The sequence below is a fragment of the Pedobacter sp. KACC 23697 genome (genome assembly GCF_045348445.1).
Classification (GTDB): domain Bacteria; phylum Bacteroidota; class Bacteroidia; order Sphingobacteriales; family Sphingobacteriaceae; genus Pedobacter.
Genome location: NZ_CP157485.1, coordinates 1912664 through 1933772 on the forward strand (window position 1 = coordinate 1912664; position 21109 = coordinate 1933772).

The 21109-nt window shown below is 37.7% G+C and carries 22 protein-coding genes; 10 read left to right on the plus strand and 12 right to left on the minus strand.

What is annotated here, in order from left to right; translation table 11 throughout:
* The first annotated feature begins 89 nt into the window (after positions 1-89).
* Positions 90-500 (plus strand): organic hydroperoxide resistance protein, encoded by a 411-nt coding sequence (locus ABEG20_RS07380; protein ID WP_406827385.1) that lies wholly within the window; start codon positions 90-92, stop codon positions 498-500.
* Between the two features lie 89 nt (positions 501-589).
* On the opposite strand, the gene bioB is transcribed toward ABEG20_RS07380, so the two are convergent.
* From bioB to ABEG20_RS07400, 4 genes are all read right to left on the minus strand, one after another.
* Positions 590-1591, minus strand: a complete 1002-nt coding sequence (gene bioB, locus ABEG20_RS07385) for a biotin synthase BioB (protein WP_406826734.1) — start codon at positions 1589-1591, stop codon at positions 590-592.
* 111 nt (positions 1592-1702) lie between these two features.
* Positions 1703-3052 carry a magnesium transporter gene (gene mgtE, locus ABEG20_RS07390; protein ID WP_406826735.1) on the minus strand — a complete coding sequence of 450 codons (1350 nt, stop codon included), beginning with the start codon at positions 3050-3052 and terminating at the stop codon, positions 1703-1705.
* 257 nt (positions 3053-3309) lie between these two features.
* Positions 3310-4431 carry a magnesium/cobalt transporter CorA gene (gene corA / locus ABEG20_RS07395; RefSeq protein ID WP_406826736.1) on the minus strand — a complete coding sequence of 374 codons (1122 nt, stop codon included), beginning with the start codon at positions 4429-4431 and terminating at the stop codon, positions 3310-3312.
* Positions 4432-4434: 3 nt separating this feature from the next.
* Positions 4435-5046: a WbqC family protein gene (locus ABEG20_RS07400; RefSeq protein WP_406826737.1), complete on the minus strand. Its 612-nt coding sequence runs from the start codon at positions 5044-5046 to the stop codon at positions 4435-4437.
* A 39-nt stretch (positions 5047-5085) separates the two neighbouring features.
* Here ABEG20_RS07400 and ABEG20_RS07405 point away from each other — a divergent pair, with 39 nt between their 5' ends.
* Together ABEG20_RS07405 and ABEG20_RS07410 are read left to right on the plus strand one after the other, a co-directional pair.
* Positions 5086-5967, plus strand: a complete 882-nt coding sequence (locus ABEG20_RS07405; protein ID WP_406826738.1) for a lysophospholipid acyltransferase family protein — start codon at positions 5086-5088, stop codon at positions 5965-5967.
* On the plus strand, positions 5964-6977 hold the full coding sequence (locus ABEG20_RS07410) for a glycosyltransferase family 2 protein (protein ID WP_406826739.1): 1014 nt from the start codon (positions 5964-5966) through the stop codon (positions 6975-6977). The genes ABEG20_RS07405 and ABEG20_RS07410 overlap by 4 nt, the downstream gene beginning before the upstream one ends.
* 436 nt (positions 6978-7413) lie before the next feature.
* On the opposite strand, the gene ABEG20_RS07415 is transcribed toward ABEG20_RS07410, so the two are convergent.
* Together ABEG20_RS07415 and aroQ are read right to left on the minus strand one after the other, a co-directional pair.
* On the minus strand, positions 7414-8130 hold the full coding sequence (locus ABEG20_RS07415; protein WP_406826740.1) for a TlpA family protein disulfide reductase: 717 nt from the start codon (positions 8128-8130) through the stop codon (positions 7414-7416).
* A gap of 12 nt (positions 8131-8142) precedes the next feature.
* The gene (gene aroQ / locus ABEG20_RS07420) at positions 8143-8559 is read right to left on the minus strand and encodes a type II 3-dehydroquinate dehydratase (RefSeq protein WP_406827386.1); all 417 of its coding nucleotides are present in this window, start codon (positions 8557-8559) and stop codon (positions 8143-8145) included.
* Between the two features lie 49 nt (positions 8560-8608).
* Between aroQ and xerD the strand changes: the two genes are divergently transcribed.
* Positions 8609-9508 (plus strand): site-specific tyrosine recombinase XerD, encoded by a 900-nt coding sequence (xerD, locus tag ABEG20_RS07425; RefSeq protein WP_406826741.1) that lies wholly within the window; start codon positions 8609-8611, stop codon positions 9506-9508.
* A gap of 103 nt (positions 9509-9611) precedes the next feature.
* Here the strand turns inward: xerD and ABEG20_RS07430 are convergent, their stop codons facing one another.
* The 4 genes from ABEG20_RS07430 to prmC all read right to left on the minus strand — a co-directional run bounded on the left by ABEG20_RS07430 (position 9612) and on the right by prmC (position 13972).
* Positions 9612-10817, minus strand: coding sequence for a thioredoxin family protein (locus tag ABEG20_RS07430; protein WP_406826742.1), 1206 nt, complete (start codon positions 10815-10817; stop codon positions 9612-9614).
* Between the two features lie 136 nt (positions 10818-10953).
* A complete protein-coding gene (locus ABEG20_RS07435; protein WP_406826743.1) occupies positions 10954-12381 on the minus strand; it encodes a M56 family metallopeptidase in 1428 nt (475 codons plus the stop codon).
* Positions 12378-12776 (minus strand): BlaI/MecI/CopY family transcriptional regulator, encoded by a 399-nt coding sequence (locus ABEG20_RS07440; protein ID WP_406826744.1) that lies wholly within the window; start codon positions 12774-12776, stop codon positions 12378-12380. The genes ABEG20_RS07435 and ABEG20_RS07440 overlap by 4 nt, the downstream gene beginning before the upstream one ends.
* A 326-nt stretch (positions 12777-13102) precedes the next feature.
* Positions 13103-13972 carry a peptide chain release factor N(5)-glutamine methyltransferase gene (gene prmC / locus ABEG20_RS07445; RefSeq protein WP_406826745.1) on the minus strand — a complete coding sequence of 290 codons (870 nt, stop codon included), beginning with the start codon at positions 13970-13972 and terminating at the stop codon, positions 13103-13105.
* Positions 13973-14052: 80 nt separating this feature from the next.
* Here prmC and ribD point away from each other — a divergent pair, with 80 nt between their 5' ends.
* The 4 genes from ribD (at position 14053) to ABEG20_RS07465 (ending at position 17509) form a co-directional block, all read left to right on the plus strand.
* Positions 14053-15105 carry a bifunctional diaminohydroxyphosphoribosylaminopyrimidine deaminase/5-amino-6-(5-phosphoribosylamino)uracil reductase RibD gene (gene ribD, locus ABEG20_RS07450; RefSeq protein ID WP_406826746.1) on the plus strand — a complete coding sequence of 351 codons (1053 nt, stop codon included), beginning with the start codon at positions 14053-14055 and terminating at the stop codon, positions 15103-15105.
* Between the two features lies 1 nt (position 15106).
* Positions 15107-15976 carry an EamA family transporter gene (locus tag ABEG20_RS07455; protein WP_406826747.1) on the plus strand — a complete coding sequence of 290 codons (870 nt, stop codon included), beginning with the start codon at positions 15107-15109 and terminating at the stop codon, positions 15974-15976.
* On the plus strand, positions 15963-16577 hold the full coding sequence (locus ABEG20_RS07460; protein WP_406826748.1) for an IMPACT family protein: 615 nt from the start codon (positions 15963-15965) through the stop codon (positions 16575-16577). The genes ABEG20_RS07455 and ABEG20_RS07460 overlap by 14 nt, the downstream gene beginning before the upstream one ends.
* A gap of 62 nt (positions 16578-16639) precedes the next feature.
* Positions 16640-17509, plus strand: a complete 870-nt coding sequence (locus tag ABEG20_RS07465; protein ID WP_406826749.1) for a nucleoside phosphorylase — start codon at positions 16640-16642, stop codon at positions 17507-17509.
* A gap of 37 nt (positions 17510-17546) precedes the next feature.
* Here the strand turns inward: ABEG20_RS07465 and ABEG20_RS07470 are convergent, their stop codons facing one another.
* Both ABEG20_RS07470 and ABEG20_RS07475 read right to left on the minus strand, forming a co-directional pair.
* Positions 17547-17942 (minus strand): DUF1398 domain-containing protein, encoded by a 396-nt coding sequence (locus ABEG20_RS07470; RefSeq protein ID WP_406826750.1) that lies wholly within the window; start codon positions 17940-17942, stop codon positions 17547-17549.
* 3 nt (positions 17943-17945) lie between these two features.
* On the minus strand, positions 17946-18995 hold the full coding sequence (locus tag ABEG20_RS07475; protein WP_406826751.1) for an aldose epimerase family protein: 1050 nt from the start codon (positions 18993-18995) through the stop codon (positions 17946-17948).
* 76 nt (positions 18996-19071) lie between these two features.
* Between ABEG20_RS07475 and ABEG20_RS07480 the strand changes: the two genes are divergently transcribed.
* Together ABEG20_RS07480 and ABEG20_RS07485 are read left to right on the plus strand one after the other, a co-directional pair.
* The gene (locus tag ABEG20_RS07480; protein ID WP_406826752.1) at positions 19072-20223 is read left to right on the plus strand and encodes a galactokinase; all 1152 of its coding nucleotides are present in this window, start codon (positions 19072-19074) and stop codon (positions 20221-20223) included.
* An 83-nt stretch (positions 20224-20306) separates the two neighbouring features.
* Positions 20307-20837: an RNA methyltransferase gene (locus tag ABEG20_RS07485; protein ID WP_406826753.1), complete on the plus strand. Its 531-nt coding sequence runs from the start codon at positions 20307-20309 to the stop codon at positions 20835-20837.
* Positions 20838-21109: the final 272 nt, after the last annotated feature.

Here is a 21109-nt window from a genome sequence, read left to right on the forward strand (position 1 = left end):
ACTTTATTGGTATGATTATGCAGTCTTTGCAGTATATAAAAACAAAGACAACTATAATTTGTTAATCTAAATCAATTAAGAATATTATGATGGAAAAGCTATATACGGCTGATGTGACAGCTACCGGAGGAAGAGACGGACACGTTAAATCGAGTGATGGAATTTTAGATTTCGATTTAAGAAAGCCAAAGGAACTAGGCGGACAAGGAGGTGCTACAAACCCTGAAGAATTATTTGCGGCAGCATGGGGACCTTGCTATTTAGGTGCTTTAGGTTCTATAGCCGAACGAGAAGGTGTTGATGTTAGCGAAGCTAATGTTAAGGTATTGGTTTCATTTAATAAGGATGGGAACTCATTTGCACTTTCGGCAGATTTGGATGTACATATCCCTGGAATCTCTCATGAAGAGGCGCAATCCTTAGCCGATAAAGCACACCGGGCCTGTCCATATTCCAAGGCAACCAAAGGAAATATTGAAGTAAGGGTAACCGCAGTATAATAAAGCATCTGGCTCGAAATTACTGCTGGCCCGGAAACAAAAAAAGTCCCGAGAAAATCGGGACTTTTTTAATTGATTATATTTTGTGATTAAACAGCTTCTTCTGCCATTCTTGTATTCGCAGGACGACCATTTTTAAAGGCATCACGTGTTTTTAAACCCAACAGTTCAAACATAGCCATATCATCTACAAAAGCAGGATTTGGCGTAGTTAATAATTTATCGCCTGCAAAAATAGAACTTGCACCCGCCATAAAGCAAAATGCCTGCTCCAGTGTACTCATTTCATTTCTGCCTGCCGATAAGCGTACGACCGAATTTGGCATCACGATACGGGCAGTCGCAATCATCCTTACCATATCCCAGATCGGAACACGTGGTTGATTTTCTAAAGGCGTTCCTTTTACCGGTACCAATGCATTAACCGGAACCGATTCCGGATGTTTTTCCATGTTTGATAAAGTCTGCAGCATCGAAACGCGGTCTTCTACTGTTTCACCTAAACCAATAATACCGCCACTGCATACGGTTAGTTTAGCTTTACGCACATTTTTGATCGTATTTAAACGGTCATCATAAGTCCTGGTTGAAATAATTCGTTTGTAATCGTCCTCAGAAGTATCAATATTATGATTATATGCATATAAACCAGCATCAGCTAAGCGCTGTGCCTGGTTTTCGGTGAGCATGCCCAGTGTGCAGCAAACTTCCATATCCATATCATTCACGGCCTTAACCATTTCGATCACACGATCAAAATCGCGGTTATCGCGTACTTCGCGCCAGGCAGCTCCCATACATAAACGGGATGCTCCACCCTCTTTGGCTTTAACGGCAGCGCTAACTACCTGGCTTACCTGCATTAAGGGCTGCACTTCCAAATCGGTATGGTAGCGGGCCGCTTGCGGGCAATAGCTACAATCTTCGGCACATCCACCGGTTTTGATGGAAATTAATGAACTGACCTGAACTTCATTATAATCTTTATTTTCACGGTGAATGGTTGCGGCTTCATAAACCAGATCCAAAAACGGTCTGTTATAAATTTCGTATATTTCTTCTTTTGTCCAATCGTGTCTTGTTGTTTGCATCGGGATCAGATTTTGCAGATTTAATGTATGTAATCTAAGTTAAATTAAGAGATACTCCGTTTTAGTTTTTCAAGCCTCAAAACCTGGCAGGCTAAATCTGGTATCTCATGTTTATAGTAAAAGTTTGCTGGCAAGGCCTAAAATTAATAGGAAACCAAAAACATCGGTAAAAGTAGTAATAATTATAGATGATGCAATGGCAGGATCGATACCCACACGTTTTAAAATAAGGGGAATACCGGCACCTGTTATACCCGCGATGATTAAATTACCGGTCATAGCCAGGAAGATAACCAAACCGAGCATGGGGTTTCCATCAAAAAAGAAGGCGAAAATAAATACAATTAAACCGTTGGCTGCTCCATTAATTAAACCTACTGTAAATTCTTTCAAAACCGTTCTGTAAGCCTGCTTATCCGTTAAATCATACAGCGAAATACGTCTTACGGTTACCGCCAGTGCCTGGGTAGCTGCATTTCCACCCATGCCGGCAATAATAGTCATATAAGCTGCCAAAGAAGGGATCAGTTTAATGGTAGGATCGAAATAACGTACTACTGATGATGCCAGAAAAGCCGTGCCAAGGTTGATGATTAACCAGGGTAAACGCGATTTTACGGCTTCTACCCAGTTACCACTCAGCTCCTCATCTTCTGATACCCCAGAAATTTTTAAGATATCTTCCGTACTTTCCGCTTCCATTACATCGATCACATCATCGAAAGTTACTCTTCCCAGTAATTTCTGATGTTCATCTATTACCGGAATACTGGTTAAATTATACTGTGAAATTAAGTTAGCCACCTCTTCCTGGTCGGTATCAGGATGTACATAAACTGCATCTATTTTTACCAGTTCGGTTATTTTTGCATTATGTTTTGCTTTGATGATATCTTTTAATGAAACAATGCCCTTAAAAACTTCCTGGTCATCCACCACATAGATGGTATAAAACTCTTCCATTTCTTCGCTCTGGCGGATGATCTCATCAATTGCATCTTTTTTGGTAAGATTAATGTTTACACAAATCAGTTCTGTGTTCATCAAACCACCAGCGGTTTTTTCGTCGTAAGTTAAAAGGTTCCGGATTTCTGAAGCATGGTCTTCGGTAAGGTCTTCCAGAATTTCTTTCTGTTCGTGATCCTCCAGTTGTGAAATGATATCTGTTGCATCATCATAATCCAGCTCTTCAACAATCTCGGTACGTTTATCGGGATGAAGCTCGAAAAGTAATTCTTCCGGGTGGGATTCTTCATCCATTTCGGAGATAATCTCTGAAGCGATTTCTGCAGGAAGAAGGTTTATAATATGCCGCTGTTCAGATTTATCCAAACGTTCGAACAAAATTGCAATTTCTGAGGCATGGTATTCCTCTAAAACTATTTTTAAAGTCTCATCACCAGCTAAAATTGCATTTTTAACTTTGAGTACGTCGCTTTTATCTATTTCGAATGATTGCATCTATAACCTAAACCAGAATGCCCTAAAGCTACAAATATTAAAAATTGATTTTAGAACCTATTCAAATTTATTCTAATCTTTTTATTTATCCTGTTGAGAACAAAAAAGTACATCTGCAAAATCGTCATCTCAACTGGAACGAAGTGGAATAGAGAGATCTACACAGATAGATTTTGCTTCGCAGCGCCTTCGGGTGCTCGACTGCGTTGCACTTCGCTCGAAATGACGTAACTTAAGGAAAGTTTTTCATGCAAGCTCTATTTAAACCATCCTTTACGCCAAAAATAAATTACCTGTATAATGGCAATCACGGCCATTACAATCCAGGTGTATAAATAACCATGTTCAGCATATAATTCGGGCATATTATCCTTTAATATTTTTCCCGTTGCCGGATCTTCCCTGCTAAAGTTCATGCCATAAATCCCGGCTATGAAGGTTAATGGGATAAATATGGAAGAAATAATGGTCAATACCTTCATAATTTCGTTCATGCGGTTACTGATGATTGATAAGTTCATATCAATATTGGCCGAGGCAATCTCCTTTAAAGATTCTATAAAATCAATGATCTGGATACAATGGTCATAAGCATCTTTCATGTAGGTTTTGGTCAGATCGGATATTAACGGACTGTCTGTGCGGATAATGTCATTCAATTTATCCCTTTCCGGCCAGGTTACTTTCCTAATGGTAATCAGAGATCTTTTAATGGCTTGTGTATCATACATGATCCTTTTATCAGGATGATCGTATAAACGGTCTTCTATGGCATCTAATTCTTCTCCCCAAAAATTTAAAAGCGCAAAATAGTTATCGACAATCACATCCATAATGGCATACATTAAATAACTGCTGCCACCAATACGGATGTTGCCCTTTCCTATTTCCAAACGTTTTCTTACCGGCTCAAAACAGTCTGCATAAGTTTCCTGAAAGGTTATCAGTGTACGTTCTGATAAAATAAAGGAAATCTGATCATTGCAAAGCACGTTATCATCGCTTAAATATAAATGCCTGCTTACCGAGAAAATGTATTTGTCATTGTCATATTCGTCCAGTTTAGGCCGTTGATAAGAACTGGTAATATCTTCCAGTACAAGCCTGCTGATATCGAGTTTGGTATATAAGGTTTCAAATATGCTGGGATCAGCCAAACCTTTGATATCGAACCAGTAAAAAAAATCTTTGTTTTCGATCAGTTTATCAATGTTATTGATGTTTTCCAGTTCGGTTTTCTTATAACTCTTATCATGATAAGTATGTAATACAATAATGGGCTTTAACGCATCATCATCAATGGCATACAGACCCGGACTGGTGCCAGGCGCTGGAACCTTATAGTGTTTATGGCGGTTACGTGGCTTGCTTTTTCCCATAAGTTATAAATATAGCCGGGCTTGCGGCCCCTGGTTAAACAACAGATCAACAATACTTAAGTTGGTTAAAAATTGATGTTTATCTTCAAAAACCTGATAATATGGTTTATTGTTTACCATATCTTCCGGTTTTTTGGGGTTCATGGCCGAACGGAAATCCAATTCTGCTTGGATGTCATCAAAATACTCGCCAGTTACCTCAAAGCGTTTATTTAATTTTAATTTTTTGTTCAGCCATTCTAAAAGTTCGAGGTTGTAATCGAACAAAAATTCGAACTTATTAGTGTAAAAACGAGCAAGCTCATCTTCATAAAACTCGAAATAAGCAGAACTCCGGTAGCAGCTTTCTAAACTTAACCAATGCAGACGTTGCCAGTTAAAATCGTAACTGATCCGGACATCTTTCATTTTAGTATGTGTTTTAGCACCTTTAACTACAGGAACCGTAATATCAAGTTTGCCATTGGGTGAATAGATGCTGGCCCTGTTACGGTAAGTTTGCTTGGCCAAATGCTCGTGTTTCTCTATTAAAAAATCATCTCCCAATTTTTGCAATAAACTAAAATAACCTACAGGCGGAAGATAAAATAATGGAAGTATAGCTGTATTCTGCATTTGAAAATTTATGTTTGTAGCTGAAACGTTTTAAAAATAATGATGAAGAAAGGGATTGCGCATGTAGGCGTATTTTTTTTGTACCTGTTATCGCTGCTCCCCCTGCCTTTGCTCTTTTTTTTTGCAAGATTACTATATTATCTGCTTTATTACGTAATAGGCTATCGAAAAAAAGTTGTCAGGCAGAATTTAACCCGTTCTTTTCCCAAAAAATCTGCTGCTGAAATAAAATCTATAGAGAAAAAATTCTTTTTATACCTGGCCGAACTTATTTTTGAAATCATAAAAATAACCAGTATTTCTAAGGCAGAAACCTTAAAGAGGGTAAAATTTACCGGTTTAGAACAACTAGAAACGCACTTTAAAGCCGGAGAAAGTGTACTGGCCTGTACCGGCCATTATGGCAACTGGGAATTAGGCACTTTAGCACTTGGCTTGAGTATATCTGCTAAAACCCTGGTGATTTTTAAACCCATTACAAACAAAATTTTCGAAACCTGGTTTGATTGTATGCGGACGAAGTATGGGAATGTTTTTATTGCCATGCGTCAAACCTTACGCGGAATTGCTGCTTATAAAAACGAACCTACCCTATTATGTTTCGCGAGCGACCAAGCGCCTACCAGAGAAGAAACCAGATACTTTACAGATTTTTTAAATCAGCCCACAGCTGCACTTTTAGGTGTAGAAAAAATTGCAAAATCGACCGGAAGGCCGATATACTATTTCAAAGTAAATGTGGTTAAAAAAGGTTATTACCATGTAGATGTATTGCCCATGTGCCTCGAACCAGCTAAAACGGAAGAATTTGAGATCACAGACATACACTTTAAATTTTTAGAAAACATTATAAAAGAACAGCCTCAATACTGGCTCTGGAGCCATAAGCGCTGGAAATTTAAACCCGAATTAAAAGAATGAACCCATCAGTAGCCGTTGTGATCTTAAACTGGAATGGAAAAGCGTATTTAAAGCAATTTTTACCAGGAATTTTGCTTTCCGAATACGATAACCTGCAAATTGTTGTAGGCGATAATGCCTCTACCGATGATTCAGTTGCGTTTTTAAGCGAAAACTTTCCAACTGTTAAAATTATTCAGAATGACCAGAATTATGGTTTTGCGGGGGGCTACAATAAGGTTTTAGAACGCGTTGAAGCAGATTATTTTGTTTTACTTAATTCTGACGTAGAAGTAACGCCCGATTGGATCAAACCTGTCATTGATTTAATGGAAAATGATGTGTGCATTGCTGCGGCACAACCTAAAATTAAATGGCAATTAAATAAAAAACAATTTGAGTATGCAGGTGCTGCGGGCGGATACCTGGATATCTATTCATTTCCTTTTTGTCGTGGCAGGCTATTTAATGTATATGAGTATGACGATGGGCAGTACAATGATGCAACCGAAGTTTTTTGGGCAAGTGGGGCTGCATTTTTTATAAAAAGCAAATGCTGGAAAGAAGCCGGAGGATTAGATGCCGATCTTTTCGCCCACATGGAAGAAATAGATCTGTGCTGGCGTTTAAAAAACCTCAATTATAAGATTATGTATTGTCCTGATGCTGAAGTGTACCATGTTGGCGGCGGAACTTTACAAACGGAAAATCCATTTAAAACTTATCTTAATTTTAGGAATAACCTGATCATTATGCAAAAAAATCTCCCTGCAGGTGATGCTGTTTTTCGGATCACGATCAGGATGTTTATCGATTTTATTGCCTGGTGGCATTTCTTGCTGACGGGCAAACCTAAATTTACGATGGCGGTAACCAAAGGTCACTGGCATTTCCTTAAATCGCTTTCAAAAACCGGCAAAAAGCGTAAAGCAGTTCAAACAGATTATACTAAACATACCGGAGTGTATAACAATAGTATTGTTTGGGCATTTTTTATCAGGAAAATCAAATATTTTTCGAACTTAAAATAAATCTGCCCTCATCATGACGCTGTATCTCACTTTGAATTGGTCACGTTGAGCCTGTCGAAACGCCTTGTAAGACATTTGAAACAGGTCCTTCCGGAAGCTAGCATTAACAGACTCAGAAAAAAGCTCGTCATCTCGACCGAAGCAGCGCGATGTGGATAGATCTATCAAAATAAATTTTGCCTCGCAGAGCAATCCGTTGTTCTCGACGGTGTTACCGATGTAAAGTCGGTACAGGTAGCACTCCGCTCGAAATGAAAGTAAACCCCCGGGGGATTTTTAAGCGTAGATTAATTACTGTCAATCATATTGATCTTTATACAATAAATGCCCCTCAGGATGACAATATTTATAAAACAGTCTGCGGAAAAATTAAGATCATTTTTTAAATGATTTCTCGACTACGTTATAACGGCTCAAATCAGTACCCTTGGGCAAACTACTTCAAAGATTCATTTATAGATTTTTCTACCCAGTATACGGTATTGGGTGCCAAGCCTAATGTACTAAAGGCTATATAACCTTTTTTATCAACCACAACATGTGTTGGATAACCTTTAACGCCATATTTATTGGCTATATACTTCCCGCCATCCACAATGTTATAATCAAAGGCTGTAGATTTAAGAAAACTTTTCAGATCATATTTTTCATCCAAAGCAATTGCCAGAAAAACAACATCTTTATTGTCTTTATATTTAGCTACCAGTTCATTTAACTGTGGAATTTCGCTCTTGCATGGAGGACAATTGATAAACCAGAAATTAAGTACGAAAATTTTCCCGGTACTATCTCTTAAATCGTATTTATTACCATTCATATCGGTAATTTTTAAACCATTAAACAGATCGCCTTCCCTAAAAGAATCACTAGCTCTTGGTTTTGGAATTTTATCCATATAAGCCGATTTCTGATCAGCCGATAACTCATAAATCAAATATTCCGGATAACCGTTCTCGGTAAAAGTCTTCCGGCTTTTAATTCCGTACTTGCCTGTTTGCATTAATTTTTTCCAGGTATTAAACGGATACACAAGACCATCTTCTCCCCTTACAACCGATTGTTCGTTTAATACATTTTTGTTGGTGGAATTTTCTTGCGCATAACCAAAAAGAGCGGTAAACAAGAGAGCGGTACAGATTAGATTTTTGAACATTATTGAGATAACTTAAACCAACAAACTTTCGATAGCCAGTCGGTAACCCTTCATGCCAAACCCGGTTAAAACCCCCTGACAGTTTTTTCCGGTCAACGAAACATGCCGGTATTCTTCACGGGCATATATATTCGAAATATGCACTTCAACAACAGGTGTTTTAATAGCGGCAATGGCATCTGCAATGGCCACAGAGGTATGCGTATAACCGCCGGCATTCAGCACTACCCCATCATAACTGAAACCAACCTCATGCAACTTATTAATAATTTCGCCCTCAACATTACTCTGATAATATTCAATTTCAATATTGGGATAAGTCTTTTTCAATTCTTGAATATAATCTTCAATACTGGTATTGCCATAGATAGATGGCTCACGAACGCCTAATAAGTTTAAGTTTGGGCCGTTAATAATTTGTATTTTCATCATATAATGTCGTAACGTTGCAATGTTATAAAAAATCTCAGATAAAAGCATGCTTTGGTCATCATATATTAAAGGATTTAAATCGTATTTAAAACTGGAACGGTCTTTATCTGGAAATTCTGTTGATGCCTATATATTCGATATCAATAAGCTGATCCAGTATTTTCAATCGCTGAACGAAGAACCCAAACTAACTGAAATTACCATAAGCCATTTAAAATCCTTTATTTCATGGCTTAATGAACTGGGAATGCTACCAAGCACACAAGCTCGGGTAATATCGGGACTAAAGGCTTTCTTTGCCTATTTAATGATCGAAGATCTGATATCAAATGATCCAACTGCATTATTGGAAGCACCAAAACTCAGCAGAAAACTTCCTGATACGTTGAATATTTATGAAATTAATGAACTTATAGCCGCTATAGATGCCTCTAAACCTGACGGAATGCGTAATAAAGCCATCATAGAGGTTTTATACGGCTGCGGTTTAAGGGTAACTGAATTAACCGAATTAAGATTATCAAATCTGTTCCCGCAGATTGAATTTATAAAAATCATTGGAAAAGGTAATAAAGAGCGTTTGGTACCCATCGGTAGTGTAGCGCTAAAATTACTCGATATTTACATTAACGAAGTTCGGATACATGCCAATATTAAAAAAGGACATGAAGATTTTATCTTTCTAAACCGTTTTGGTGCTAAACTTTCCCGTATTTCTATATTTAACTTAATAAAAAGCCTCGCCATCTCCGTTGGAGTAAAAAAAACGATCAGTCCACATACTTTAAGGCACTCTTTTGCGACACATTTAATTGAAGGTGGTGCTGATTTACGTGCAGTTCAGGAAATGCTGGGCCATTCGAGCATTACCACCACAGAGATTTATACGCATATAGACAGAGATTACTTAAGAGAGGTAATTACGCAGTTTCATCCAAGAGCCTAACAATCTGTAAATTAAAATATTTAGTTGTATTGGCAGCATTTTGCTGAGATAGTCACGATTAAATCTTGATTATCTCAGCTATCACCTATCAAATGTTATTCTTTTAAATGCCTTTAGTTTTTAACCACTCTTCAGAACTGCGTGTGTCTTCCTTATTTGCCTTACCCAGATTTATTGCTTTTTGGATGGTAGCAAAGGCGAGCTTTTTGTTTCCGGTCTTGTATAATAGTCTGGCATATGTATCAAGCGTATTATAATCTGGTGATTTTTTAGCCAGTTTTTTCATCCATGACGAACATTTTTGCAACACTTTTTGGTCATTGCATTCCTGATAAATGGACCAGCAAAAATCATTAGTAGACGCCGGATCATAATTTGCCAGTTGCATGCGCTGCTCAACCACATTAGCCGCATCGGTCCAACGCTGTTCTTTTATAAGCATCTGCTGCTCAATGGCTAAAAAGTAGGAAACAGTATCTTTTGCTGCCATTTGCAACTTTGCCATGTTCTTGGCTTCATTAAACAGTTTTCTGTCCTTCGCATCAAATGCAGCATAAACTTTTTTACTGAGCATCATCGAACTCACCCATCTTACGTCTAATTCGCCATATAAATCTTCATACTTCTTTTTATTCTGAGAAAAAAAGTTGGCCATTTCATCACTCCCTCCATCGAAATAGCAAAGCATAGTAAAGGTAATCTCATCAAAATGATCGGGATTGTTCTGCCAGTATTGATTAAAGTTTTGGTCAATATTTTTTTTGTTAATGTGGTATACATATTCTTCATAGAACTTCGGATAATTCAGCCAGTTATTACTCGAAACCCCTTTTATGTAATTCTTCCGGGTATGGTTTTCAATAGCCGTATTAACGACCGCCATATAGTTTTTTGTCATATCCTGATCACTTCCGCCTGTACCGTACATCCTGTTTACCACCAGTTGGTTTTCATTGAGGATGACAGTGGATGGATACATTCTGATATGGTACTTTAAACTTAGGTGGTGGTTGTCTTTCTCAGCATCATATTTAAGCACTACAAAGTTTTTCGCCAGCTCTTCACTTAAATTTGCATTCTTAAATATGGTCTCGTCAAGATTTCTGCAGGGTACGCACCAGGTGGTATAAAAATCAATCAGTAATAGTTTATGCTGTTTTTTCGATTCGAGTTTAGCTTGCTCATAATCCTGATTGATGATGGTGAGTTTGGCGCTGGTTTGTGCATAACCTGCTTTCGTGCCAAAAAATAGTCCTGCTGTACAGATTGCAATCAGAAACTGTCTGATTATTAGGTTGGTTCTCTTCATTGTTTACGGTTTAATGTTAAATTTTTGATAATAGATTCCCATGTCGCACTTGGGCGGCTAAAAAAAATAGTGGATTTGGATAAACCAGGCCTTGTTTATCGCTTATAATAGAATTTTACGGTTATTGCTGAGCAAGCTAATTTGAATACTTATTTTTTTCTGGAAAATTTACTTTATTATATTCTTTAATTTTAAGATTATACTTTTCCATAGAAACATTGTAATCTTCCAGATCCAATTTGTATTGAGCCATGTCCCTGTTGTACTGCGCTATATCGTTATGATATTCCTCCATGGCAACCTGATAAGATGTAAGATGCTGTTCGCTGTGCGTTGTTGTTAGATCTGCCCCGTTTACATTATTTGCTATGGGCAATTGATTAACCATCTTTTCCTTAAATGGTCTTATCGGCATATATTTTTTCTGCGTGGCAATTTGTCTTTTTCTCAGAGGTGGATCATCTTTTTTAAGCATTGCTCGCATCTGGAAATTGGACTCAATAGTAGCGTTTTGAATTTTTTCGACAAATGTAGGCGCAATCTTATCTTGTTTAGCAGGCAATGTGATAGGGCTTTTAAAATATAGGCCAACCAGGCAGATCAATCCAACTACTGAAATGATTAAGATACTACGATCTTTAGAAGAGATTTGTCTATGTGGCTTTCCCAGCATCCGGCTAACGCGACTAAATAATACACTATTGCTTCCGGTGAAAGCAAGCCGGTAATTATTTTTTGAGACATGCCCTTTGAAATCAACCAGGGCAAGCAGATAGTCCTTAATATTTGTTGTATAGCTGCCGGCGATGTCATCGCAGCAGTATTCCCTTTGAGATCTTAACCAGTTTGATAACAACAAAAATCCGGGGTTAAAGAAAAATAATGCTTCTGCAATGTTCTGAAACAGGTTTACCAGATAATCGTTTCTGCGGATATGTGCGAGTTCGTGCAAAAGGATTGCCTCCACCTGTTGCGCTGGCATGCCAGCTAACAAACCTATGGGCAAAAGGATGACAGGCTTAAAGTGGCCCAGCACAATGGGAACTTTTATCCTTGGAGATTCCTTTAAATGTACTATAGATCTGATATCGAGTTTTTGGCATAACTGAGCAACCTTTTCTGCCCACATTTGAGGAGGTTCAATAATCCTGTTTTGCTTTAGGTTATTAAAATAGAAAAGGTTAACGAACATTCTAACCAAGCCAAAGCTAAAACACAAAAACCATAGCATGAAAATGAATTTCGCGTGGGTAGCCGTATATGACAGGATTTTTGTTATCAACAGGCTGTACGCATCGTAATTGAATATAACCTGTGGTGTAGATACCATCAATAAAGATGAACTGTAGTGATAATACCACCAAAAAGTAAGCGAACATTTACCTAGGAAAAGTAAGCAAAGTAACAATAATGCGTTATATTTAAATTTTGCAGTAGATCCAAAGTATAGCAAAGCACTACCCATAAAAGCAAATAAGATTCCCTGCCAAAGGGAATGCAATAGCATCATACAAAATGCATCGATAAAATGATGTATCGCTTTATTTTCAAACAAAAAAATCATTTTTTAAGGTTTGTATTGTTGATCATGTCCCTCATTTGTTGGAGTTCTTCTGCAGATGTTTTATCAGTTCCCAACAGAGATACCATCATCTTGCTAGGCGAACCCTGGTAAAACTGATCAACAAAACGGAGCAAGAGATTTCCTTTTACCTTTTCTTCCTTTAAAACAGCATGATAAATATGTTTCATTTGACTTTCATCCCTATCTAATACTCCCTTCTCCTTCATCACCTGCATGAGTTTGAGTGTGGAAGTATAAATCACTGCTTCTTTTTGTTCATTAAGCTTATCATGTATAAAACGTACCGTTGAAGGACCATATTTCCATAATATCTCCAGCACATTCAGTTCTGTTTTAGTGGGTACAAAAGATGCCAATTCTCCTTTATTCTTCATACGCTAAAGGTATGCGTTAAAAACGTACGTTGCAATAGCTGATGTAAATTTTTAATTTAATTTAATTTAGTCGCTATTTTAATTCTGCAAGTCAGATGAGTCTGCAAAAAATATTATCTCTTAGTGGGATATGAGATAGCTGGAAAGCTCATTTTTAAGATTACTAATATAATTTGGATAAAATTACTGGGAGACGAGAAAACCATTTTCATGTTATTTATGCGCTGAAATCATTCTTTCTCGAAAAGTTAATTTGGTAATATCTATTAACAAGTGAGCGCTGTAGAGATTGATCATTTGAAATCGGTTATCGTAATCAAAATAGCTTACCACTCCGCCCTAACCATCCTATCCTTTCCTTGCATGTCCTGTCTCAACTCCAGGTTCACAAAGCCCTTATCTGTCAGCATTTCAATGGTTTCTCTTCCCAGATGTTCGTTGATCTCAAAGAAAAGTTGTCCGTTGGGTTTTAAGTTCGTTTTTGCAAAATCAGCGATGGCTTTATAAAATAGTAATGGGTTCTCATCGCTTACAAATAATGCCAGGTGTGGTTCGTATACTAATACATTATTATGCATATCCGATTTCTCTAAATCCCTGATATAAGGCGGGTTACTAACAATGATATCAAATTTTTCTTCAGATTTAAAATTTAAAATATCTGCCTCTGTAAAATTGATTTCCACACCAATTTGCCTGGCATTTTGTTTGGCAACTGCGATAGCTTCCGGGGAGATATCTAAGGTAGATACCATGGCATCAGGCAAATATTTTTTTAGTGTTACAGGTATACAACCAGATCCGGTTCCAATATCGAGAATACTTAGCTTTTTTGGCAATGCAGAACTTTTAACTGAAGACCTTGTACTGCAAACTGAAATGATCCACTCTATCAGTTCCTCTGTTTCTGGCCTTGGTATCAATACATTTTCATTTACGTTAAAAACCAAGCCATAAAAATGTGCTTCAGCCAAAATATGCTGAATTGGTTTTCCGATCTGTAAATCGTTCAAGATACTCAAAAGTTTTTGCGTACCGACAAAACTGATATCAAGATCTTTTTGCATGATCAGTTTACCTGAAGATATGGCTAAAACCTTTTCTGCAGCGATACTAAATAGTACTTTTGCTTCATTACTATCGTACATAGGCTCCAGTTCGAGTATGTAATGTGCCGCTAGTTCTCCTATCTTCATATTTGCAAAAATACTTATTTGAGGTGATAACCGCATTCTTTTGATCAGGCCATGACTCTTTTTTTATTACTTTTGCGCTAATGAGTGATGAATTTTATATCAACCGTTGTCTTGATCTGGCGGCCTTAGCTTCGGGGAATGTTAGTCCTAATCCAATGGTTGGCTGTGTGATTGTTGCAGATGGTAAAATCATTGGCGAAGGTTATCATCAGGAGTACGGAAAGGCGCACGCCGAACCCAACGCGATTAAAGCTGTATTTGATACCTACGGCCATGGGGCCGAAAATCTGCTGAAACAAGCTACAGCCTATGTTAATCTGGAGCCCTGTGCACATTTTGGCAAAACACCTCCATGTGCCGATTTATTGGTAAAACATAAGTTAAAAAAAGTAGTTATTGGTGCCAGAGATCCTTTTTCAGGTGTGGATGGCAAAGGTATAGAGAAACTCAAAAATGCCGGTATTGAAGTAGTAAGCGGTATTTTGGATGATAAATGTCGTTATTTTAACAGAAGATTTTTCACCAGGATACAAAAACAAAGACCATATATCATTTTGAAATGGGCAGAAACTGCCAATGGCTACTTTGCCACAAAAGATGGTCACCAGAAGTGGATCAGCGGTGCACTGGCTAAACGTTTGGCACACCAGTGGCGGAGCGAAGAAGATGCTATCCTGATTGGCAAACAGACTGCTGTAATGGATAATCCGCAGTTAACTTCGCGCGAATGGCCGGGTAAAAACCCTATTCGTTTGGTAATTGATAAAAACCTGCAGGTACCACTATCCAATCATCTTTTCAATGCTGAAGCCAAAACCATCATTTTTAACGAAAAAAAAACCGATGTAGTTGATAATATCCATTACATCCAGATGGTAGACATGCATTTTTATTTGGCGCAAAAAATTGCTTTCCAGCTTTATCTAATGGATATACAATCGGTTATTATTGAAGGTGGTGCCAATATTTTGAATCAATTTTTAAATACCAGTCTATGGGACGAAGCGCGTATTTTTACCTCTTCTACCAGTTGGGGCGATGGCGTTTCTGCTCCAAATATTAATGGAAACCTACAAGAAACCTTACAGATTGGAAATGACAAACTCTCTGTTTATCTAAACGATATCAAATAAAATGATTTACATTATTTTAAGCATTTGCTGCAGTGTTACAGTGGCTGTTTTATTAAAACTGGCTAAACGATACCATATTAGTGTTATTCAGGCTGTTACGATCAATTATTTTATTGCAATAAGTTTATGCTTTCTTTTTTTTAAGCCTGATGTTAAATTAATCACTTCTACTGCACCCTGGCCTATTTATATTACACTGGCCATTCTATTGCCCTCGATATTTTTATTTCTTGCAGCATCAGTAAAAAAACTCGGTATTGTTAAAACCGATATCGCCCAACGGCTATCGCTATTTATTCCGATACTGGCGTCGTATTTTATCTTTAAGGAAGATTTTAATTACCTGAAAATTACTGGTCTGATAATAGGTTTTGCAGCTATTGCGTTAACTTTTTTCCGGAAATCTGATCATCAGAAGGCCGGGAATAAAAGTCTGCTCTATCCTGTCATGGTTTTTATCGGTTTCGGAGTGATAGATGTGCTTTTTAAACAAATTGCTCTGTATAAAGAGTTGCCCTATACTACCTCGCTGTTTACTGTTTTTGGTCTGGCGTTTATAATTTCTTTACTTCTGGTAATTGCTATGGTGATAGCCGGCAAAATAAAACTGCAATTGGTCAATGTGGTATGTGGATTCATTTTGGGACTGTTCAATTTTGGAAATATCCTTTTTTATATGAAAGCGCACCAGGCATTGGCAGAAAACCCGTCAACCGTTTTTGCCGCGATGAATTTGGGGGTAATTATTGCAGGTACTTTAATCGGCGTTATGGTGTTTAAAGAAAAACTGAGCAAATTAAATTACGCAGGCATAACTTTGGCCATTGTGGCTGTTATCATCATTACATTATCACAACATGCTGTTCGATGATTCTTATAAAACAATCGAAAATACTTCAGAAGGTATATTTCGAGATAAGGGGAGTAAATTTATTGCGTATGCCTACCCCATCCTTAGTGAAGAAGAAGTGAAGCCTATTATAACGAGCCTTCGGGCTACGAATGCGAAAGCTAATCATTTTTGTTATGCATACCGTTTAACGCCTAACCGGTCTGTTTTTAGGGTAAACGATGATGGTGAACCTTCTGGTACCGCCGGCAGACCCATTTTGAATTGTTTATTATCAGAAGATGTTACCAATATACTAATGGTAGTTGTACGTTATTTTGGTGGAACTTTATTAGGCGTTCCTGGTTTAATTAACGCCTATAAAAATGCCAGTATAGAAGCCATTAAAGCTGCAAAGATTATTAGTAAAACAGTTAATGATGTATATGAAGCCCACTTCGAATACCTGCAGATGAACGACGTAATGAAATTGAGCAAAGAAGAAGGTCTGCAGATTTTGGCTCAGCAGTTTGATATCAATTGTATATTGAAATTTGAAGTAAGAAAAGCACAACTCAATCAGGTTTTAAGTAAATTTGATAAAATTGAAGGTGTTAAATTAAAATATCTCTATACTATTTAACACTATAATAGTTCTGCGACTTTCGTTGGAAAAATGTAGAATAAGGGCAAAAACAACCAAATATGAAAATATCAGAAAGCGATCTAATCATCAATCCGGATGGTAGCATATACCACTTAAATCTTTTGCCTGGAGATATTGCCGATACTGTCATAACCGTTGGTGATCCTGACCGCGTTATCGAAGTGAGCAAACACTTTGATAAAATAGAATTTAAAAAAGGTAAACGAGAATTTATTACGCACACCGGTTACGTCGGCAAAAAGCGCATTACGGTACTCTCCACAGGAATTGGAACGGATAACATCGATATCGTTTTAAATGAGTTGGACGCACTTGTCAATGTTGATTTTGAAACCCGTGAAGTAAAAAAAGAATTGACCCCTCTAAATATTATCCGTGTAGGCACATCAGGAGCCGTGCAGCCCGATATTCCCATGGGAACCATTTTAGCTTCTTCGTACGGTTTGGGGATGGATGCTTTAATGAACTATTATGTTCAGCAGTTGTCTGGCGAAGAGCAACTTTTGCTGGATGATATCAGGGTTCACTTTGGCCAACTCAATAATATTAATCCCTACCTAACTGCTGCGGATGATGGGCTATTAAATACGATTGGTAAGGATATGGTTCGTGGTATTACCCTTACTGCACCCGGTTTTTATGCCCCGCAAGGCAGAATAGTCCGGGCCAAAAATGCTGTTCCGGATTTTATCGGCTTAATTAACAGTTTTAGGCATAACCAGCAACGCATAACCAATTTGGAAATGGAAACCGCAGGAATTTATGCGCTTGCAAAAGTTTTAGGGCATAAAGCACTCTCTGTTAATGCTATTTTGGCCAGCAGGGTGAAATTCGAATTTAGTAAAAAACCGGATAAAATTGTAGAACAGGCTATCAAAACGGTATTAGAGCGGATTGAATTACTATAATAACAGGCCCGAAATTTCGGGCCTGTTATTTATATTTTTAAACCTTGGGAATAGTTTTCTTTACCAGTTCATTCCCTTCAGCATCTAAATAGGTACAGGTCATCTCTTCAAGATCTGTAACCCATTTTTCTACACCAGCGTCTGCGGCCTGTTTGCAAAATGTAAAGTAATCTGTTTCACCCTGTTGATGTACTTGTAGCGCATGTTCCAATTTTCCTGGAGATGATTCTTCGTTGATAGTTAAAGTAGGGTACTCATCCGGACTTGTTTGTTGCGCATTATCCTCACCATCAAAATAAATAGACAAGCCATTGCTGACGTAAACATCATTCCGCTTCACGCCCAGTTCCTTAATTTCTTTTATAAACAGTGGGAAATCTTTGCCAGACTTAATTTTTGCTGCTGATGCCTGTATATTTTCAATGGTAAACATAACTTATTTATTTAATGAAACTTTGTAAATTGTTGTTTGCGTATATAGTTCATCTGGCCTTAAAATTGTGTTGGGGAATGTTGGGATATTAACCGCATTTGGATGATGTTGTGTTTCAACACAAAAGGCATCAAAACCATTATAATCTCTACCACCCTTTCCATTTTTTACTTCCAAATATTTCGCTGTATATAAATGAGCTACCGGTTCTGTGGTATAAACGCTTAAAACTAAACCACTTTCTTCTTCAATTGTTTTGCTGGCCAGAGACAAATCGCCATAAATCTTATCCAAAACGAATGTTTGATCATAACCTTCATCTTTATTCCAATCTTGTCCTATTGCTTTTGGTTTAGTAAAATCCAATGGTGTACCCTCAACAGGGATCAGCTTACCCGTTACCGAATAATTATCGTCCTGCTCTAAATAATGTGAAGCAAAAATCTGTTGTTTATGGTTTTTGACATTTCCACCTTCAGGAGCCAGGTTAAAATAACCATGGTGTGTTAAGTTTATAGCGGTAGCCTGATCTGTTTCTGCTTCGTAACTTAAAATCAATTCATCATTTTCAGTGAGTTCGAAAGTTAAATCAACCACCAGGTTTCCTGGAAAATTTTCTTCTCCATCTACGCTTTCATATTGTAAGGTAACTGAAGGCTGTGGCCCATCCATAATTTCAACAATGTCCCAAACTTTTTTATCAAAGCCAACCAAACCACCATGTAAAGTATTTGTACCGGCATTTTGGGCCAACTGATAGGTTTTATCATCAATGCTGAATGCTCCGTTTTTGATGCGGTTGGCATATCGGCCTATTATAGCCCCAAAATATGGGTATTTGGCCAGATAATCCGGATTCAGGTATTCATCAAATGTATCGAAGCCAAGAACAATATCCTGTTTTTCACCCTTGGCATTTTTTACTATAAATTGATTGACAATGGCACCATAATTAAATATTTTGACATAAGTGCCTTTGCTATTGGTCAGTTCGATTGCGATAACTTCTTCGCCATCAATAATTTTTCCGGTGGGTATTTGCTGAACGCTCATAAATTGTAACTTAGGGCTTTTGTTTTCAAAGCAAACATACCCATTATTAATGCTTTTTATAAAAATATTTTAGCCAATGAACATTAATCTTCAGGAAAAATTTGCCGAGCAATACCATAAAAAAGCCGAAGCTATTTATTTCACACCTGGTCGGGTTAACCTGATTGGGGAACATATAGATTATAATGGCGGTTTGGTTATGCCCTGTGCCATCTCTTTAGGCACCTGGGTAGCCATAGCCCCAAACAACGATGGTAAATTCAGGTTTAAGAGTTTAAATTTCGATATTGAAACAGCGGCAAACAGCAACACGGTAAACGAAAAAGACGGTAACATCTGGGCAAACTATCCTATTGGGGTAATTAACGAATTTATAAAAGACGGAAAGGAAATTAACGGTTTAGATTTTCTCTTCTACGGAAACATTCCAATCGGATCGGGGCTTTCCTCTTCCGCTTCTATAGAAATTGCTACTGCTTATGCACTAAATGTCTATTATAATCTGGGTTATGATAAATTTGAGCTTGTTAAAATCGCAAAACGTGTAGAGAATGATTTTATTGGTTTAAATTCAGGTATCATGGATCAGTTTGCGGTTACTTTCGGAGAAAAAGACAAAGCTATTGTTTTAGATTGTGAGACCTTAAAATACAAAATGGTTGATATTGATCTGGGCAATTATGTTCTGGCTATCATCAATACCAATAAACCGCGCGAACTGGCAGATTCAAAATACAATGAACGTGTTGCAGAATGTCAGGCTGCATTAAAGTTACTAAATGAAGAAATTACGCTTCACTATCTTTGCGAACTCAATGCAGAAAAGTTTGCCCTGCACAGCCATTTAATCAGCGACGAGATCCTATTAAACAGGGCTACACATGTAATTAAAGAAAATGACCGTGTTCACTTAGCAGCGAAGGCATTGAGCGGCGGAGATTTAACAGCATTTGGCCGCCTGATGTATGCTTCTCATGAATCCTTGCGGACGTTATACGAAGTAAGCGGAAAGGAATTGGATGCCATAATAGATTTCTGTTCGGGCTATAAACATGTTATTGGGGCCCGCATGACGGGTGCTGGATTTGGCGGCTGCGCAATAGCTTTGGTGGAGAAAGGCTGCGAAGAAGATTTTGCAAAACAGCTAACAGATTACTATGTAGCCCAGATTGGTTACCCCGCTGGCATTCATATCAGTGAAATTGGCGGCGGACCAACTACGCTATAAAAATATTAACACAGATCCATGCAGTTTGAGAAATTTCATCCAATCGGTGTAAACCCTCAATCGGTGTAATCACTTTTTTAATAATGAGAAAATTAAAATTAGACGAGTTAAACCGTCCGGATATTGAAGCATTTAAAACACAGGAAAAATTACCTGTTGTGGTGGTTTTAGATAATGTACGCAGTATGCACAATGTAGGTTCGATATTCCGCACTGCCGATGGTTTTGCGCTGGAAAAAGTAGTTCTTTGTGGCATTACGGCGCAACCACCCCATCGCGAAATTCAAAAAACTGCTTTAGGTGCCACACAATCGGTTGATTGGATTCATTACACTGATACCGTGCAGGCAATTGATGCCCTGCGAAGCATGGGTTATGAAATCGTGGCCATTGAGCAGGCTGAAAAAAGTACCATGCTCAATACTTTCAATCCAGATCCCAATAAAAAGTATGCTTTAATATTCGGGAATGAAGTTGACGGCGTTAGTGATGAGGTAATGGCTAAAATTGACGAATGCATTGAAATTCCACAATTTGGAACTAAACATTCTTTTAATATCGTCATTTCTGCCGGGATTGTTTTTTGGGATTTCTTTGCTAAATTGAGGTTGTAATATCTTTAATTTGATCAGAGCGTGGTATGATAGCATACCGAACGCAAAAACTCCGCAGGTGATTTATTTCATTTTCACTACAAAAAGTCAAAGAATGCTCATTAACATTTAGCACAACCCAGGTGTATAGGCTAAGATTAAAATGGATAGAATGCCCCATAACACCTGCTAAAAAGCTATCGATCACATCATAATTTTAAGGGGTAAATATTTAACTCAAAACCTGTAATGTATAGTATTGTATACAGCAAAACATAGGGCATTAACCATTA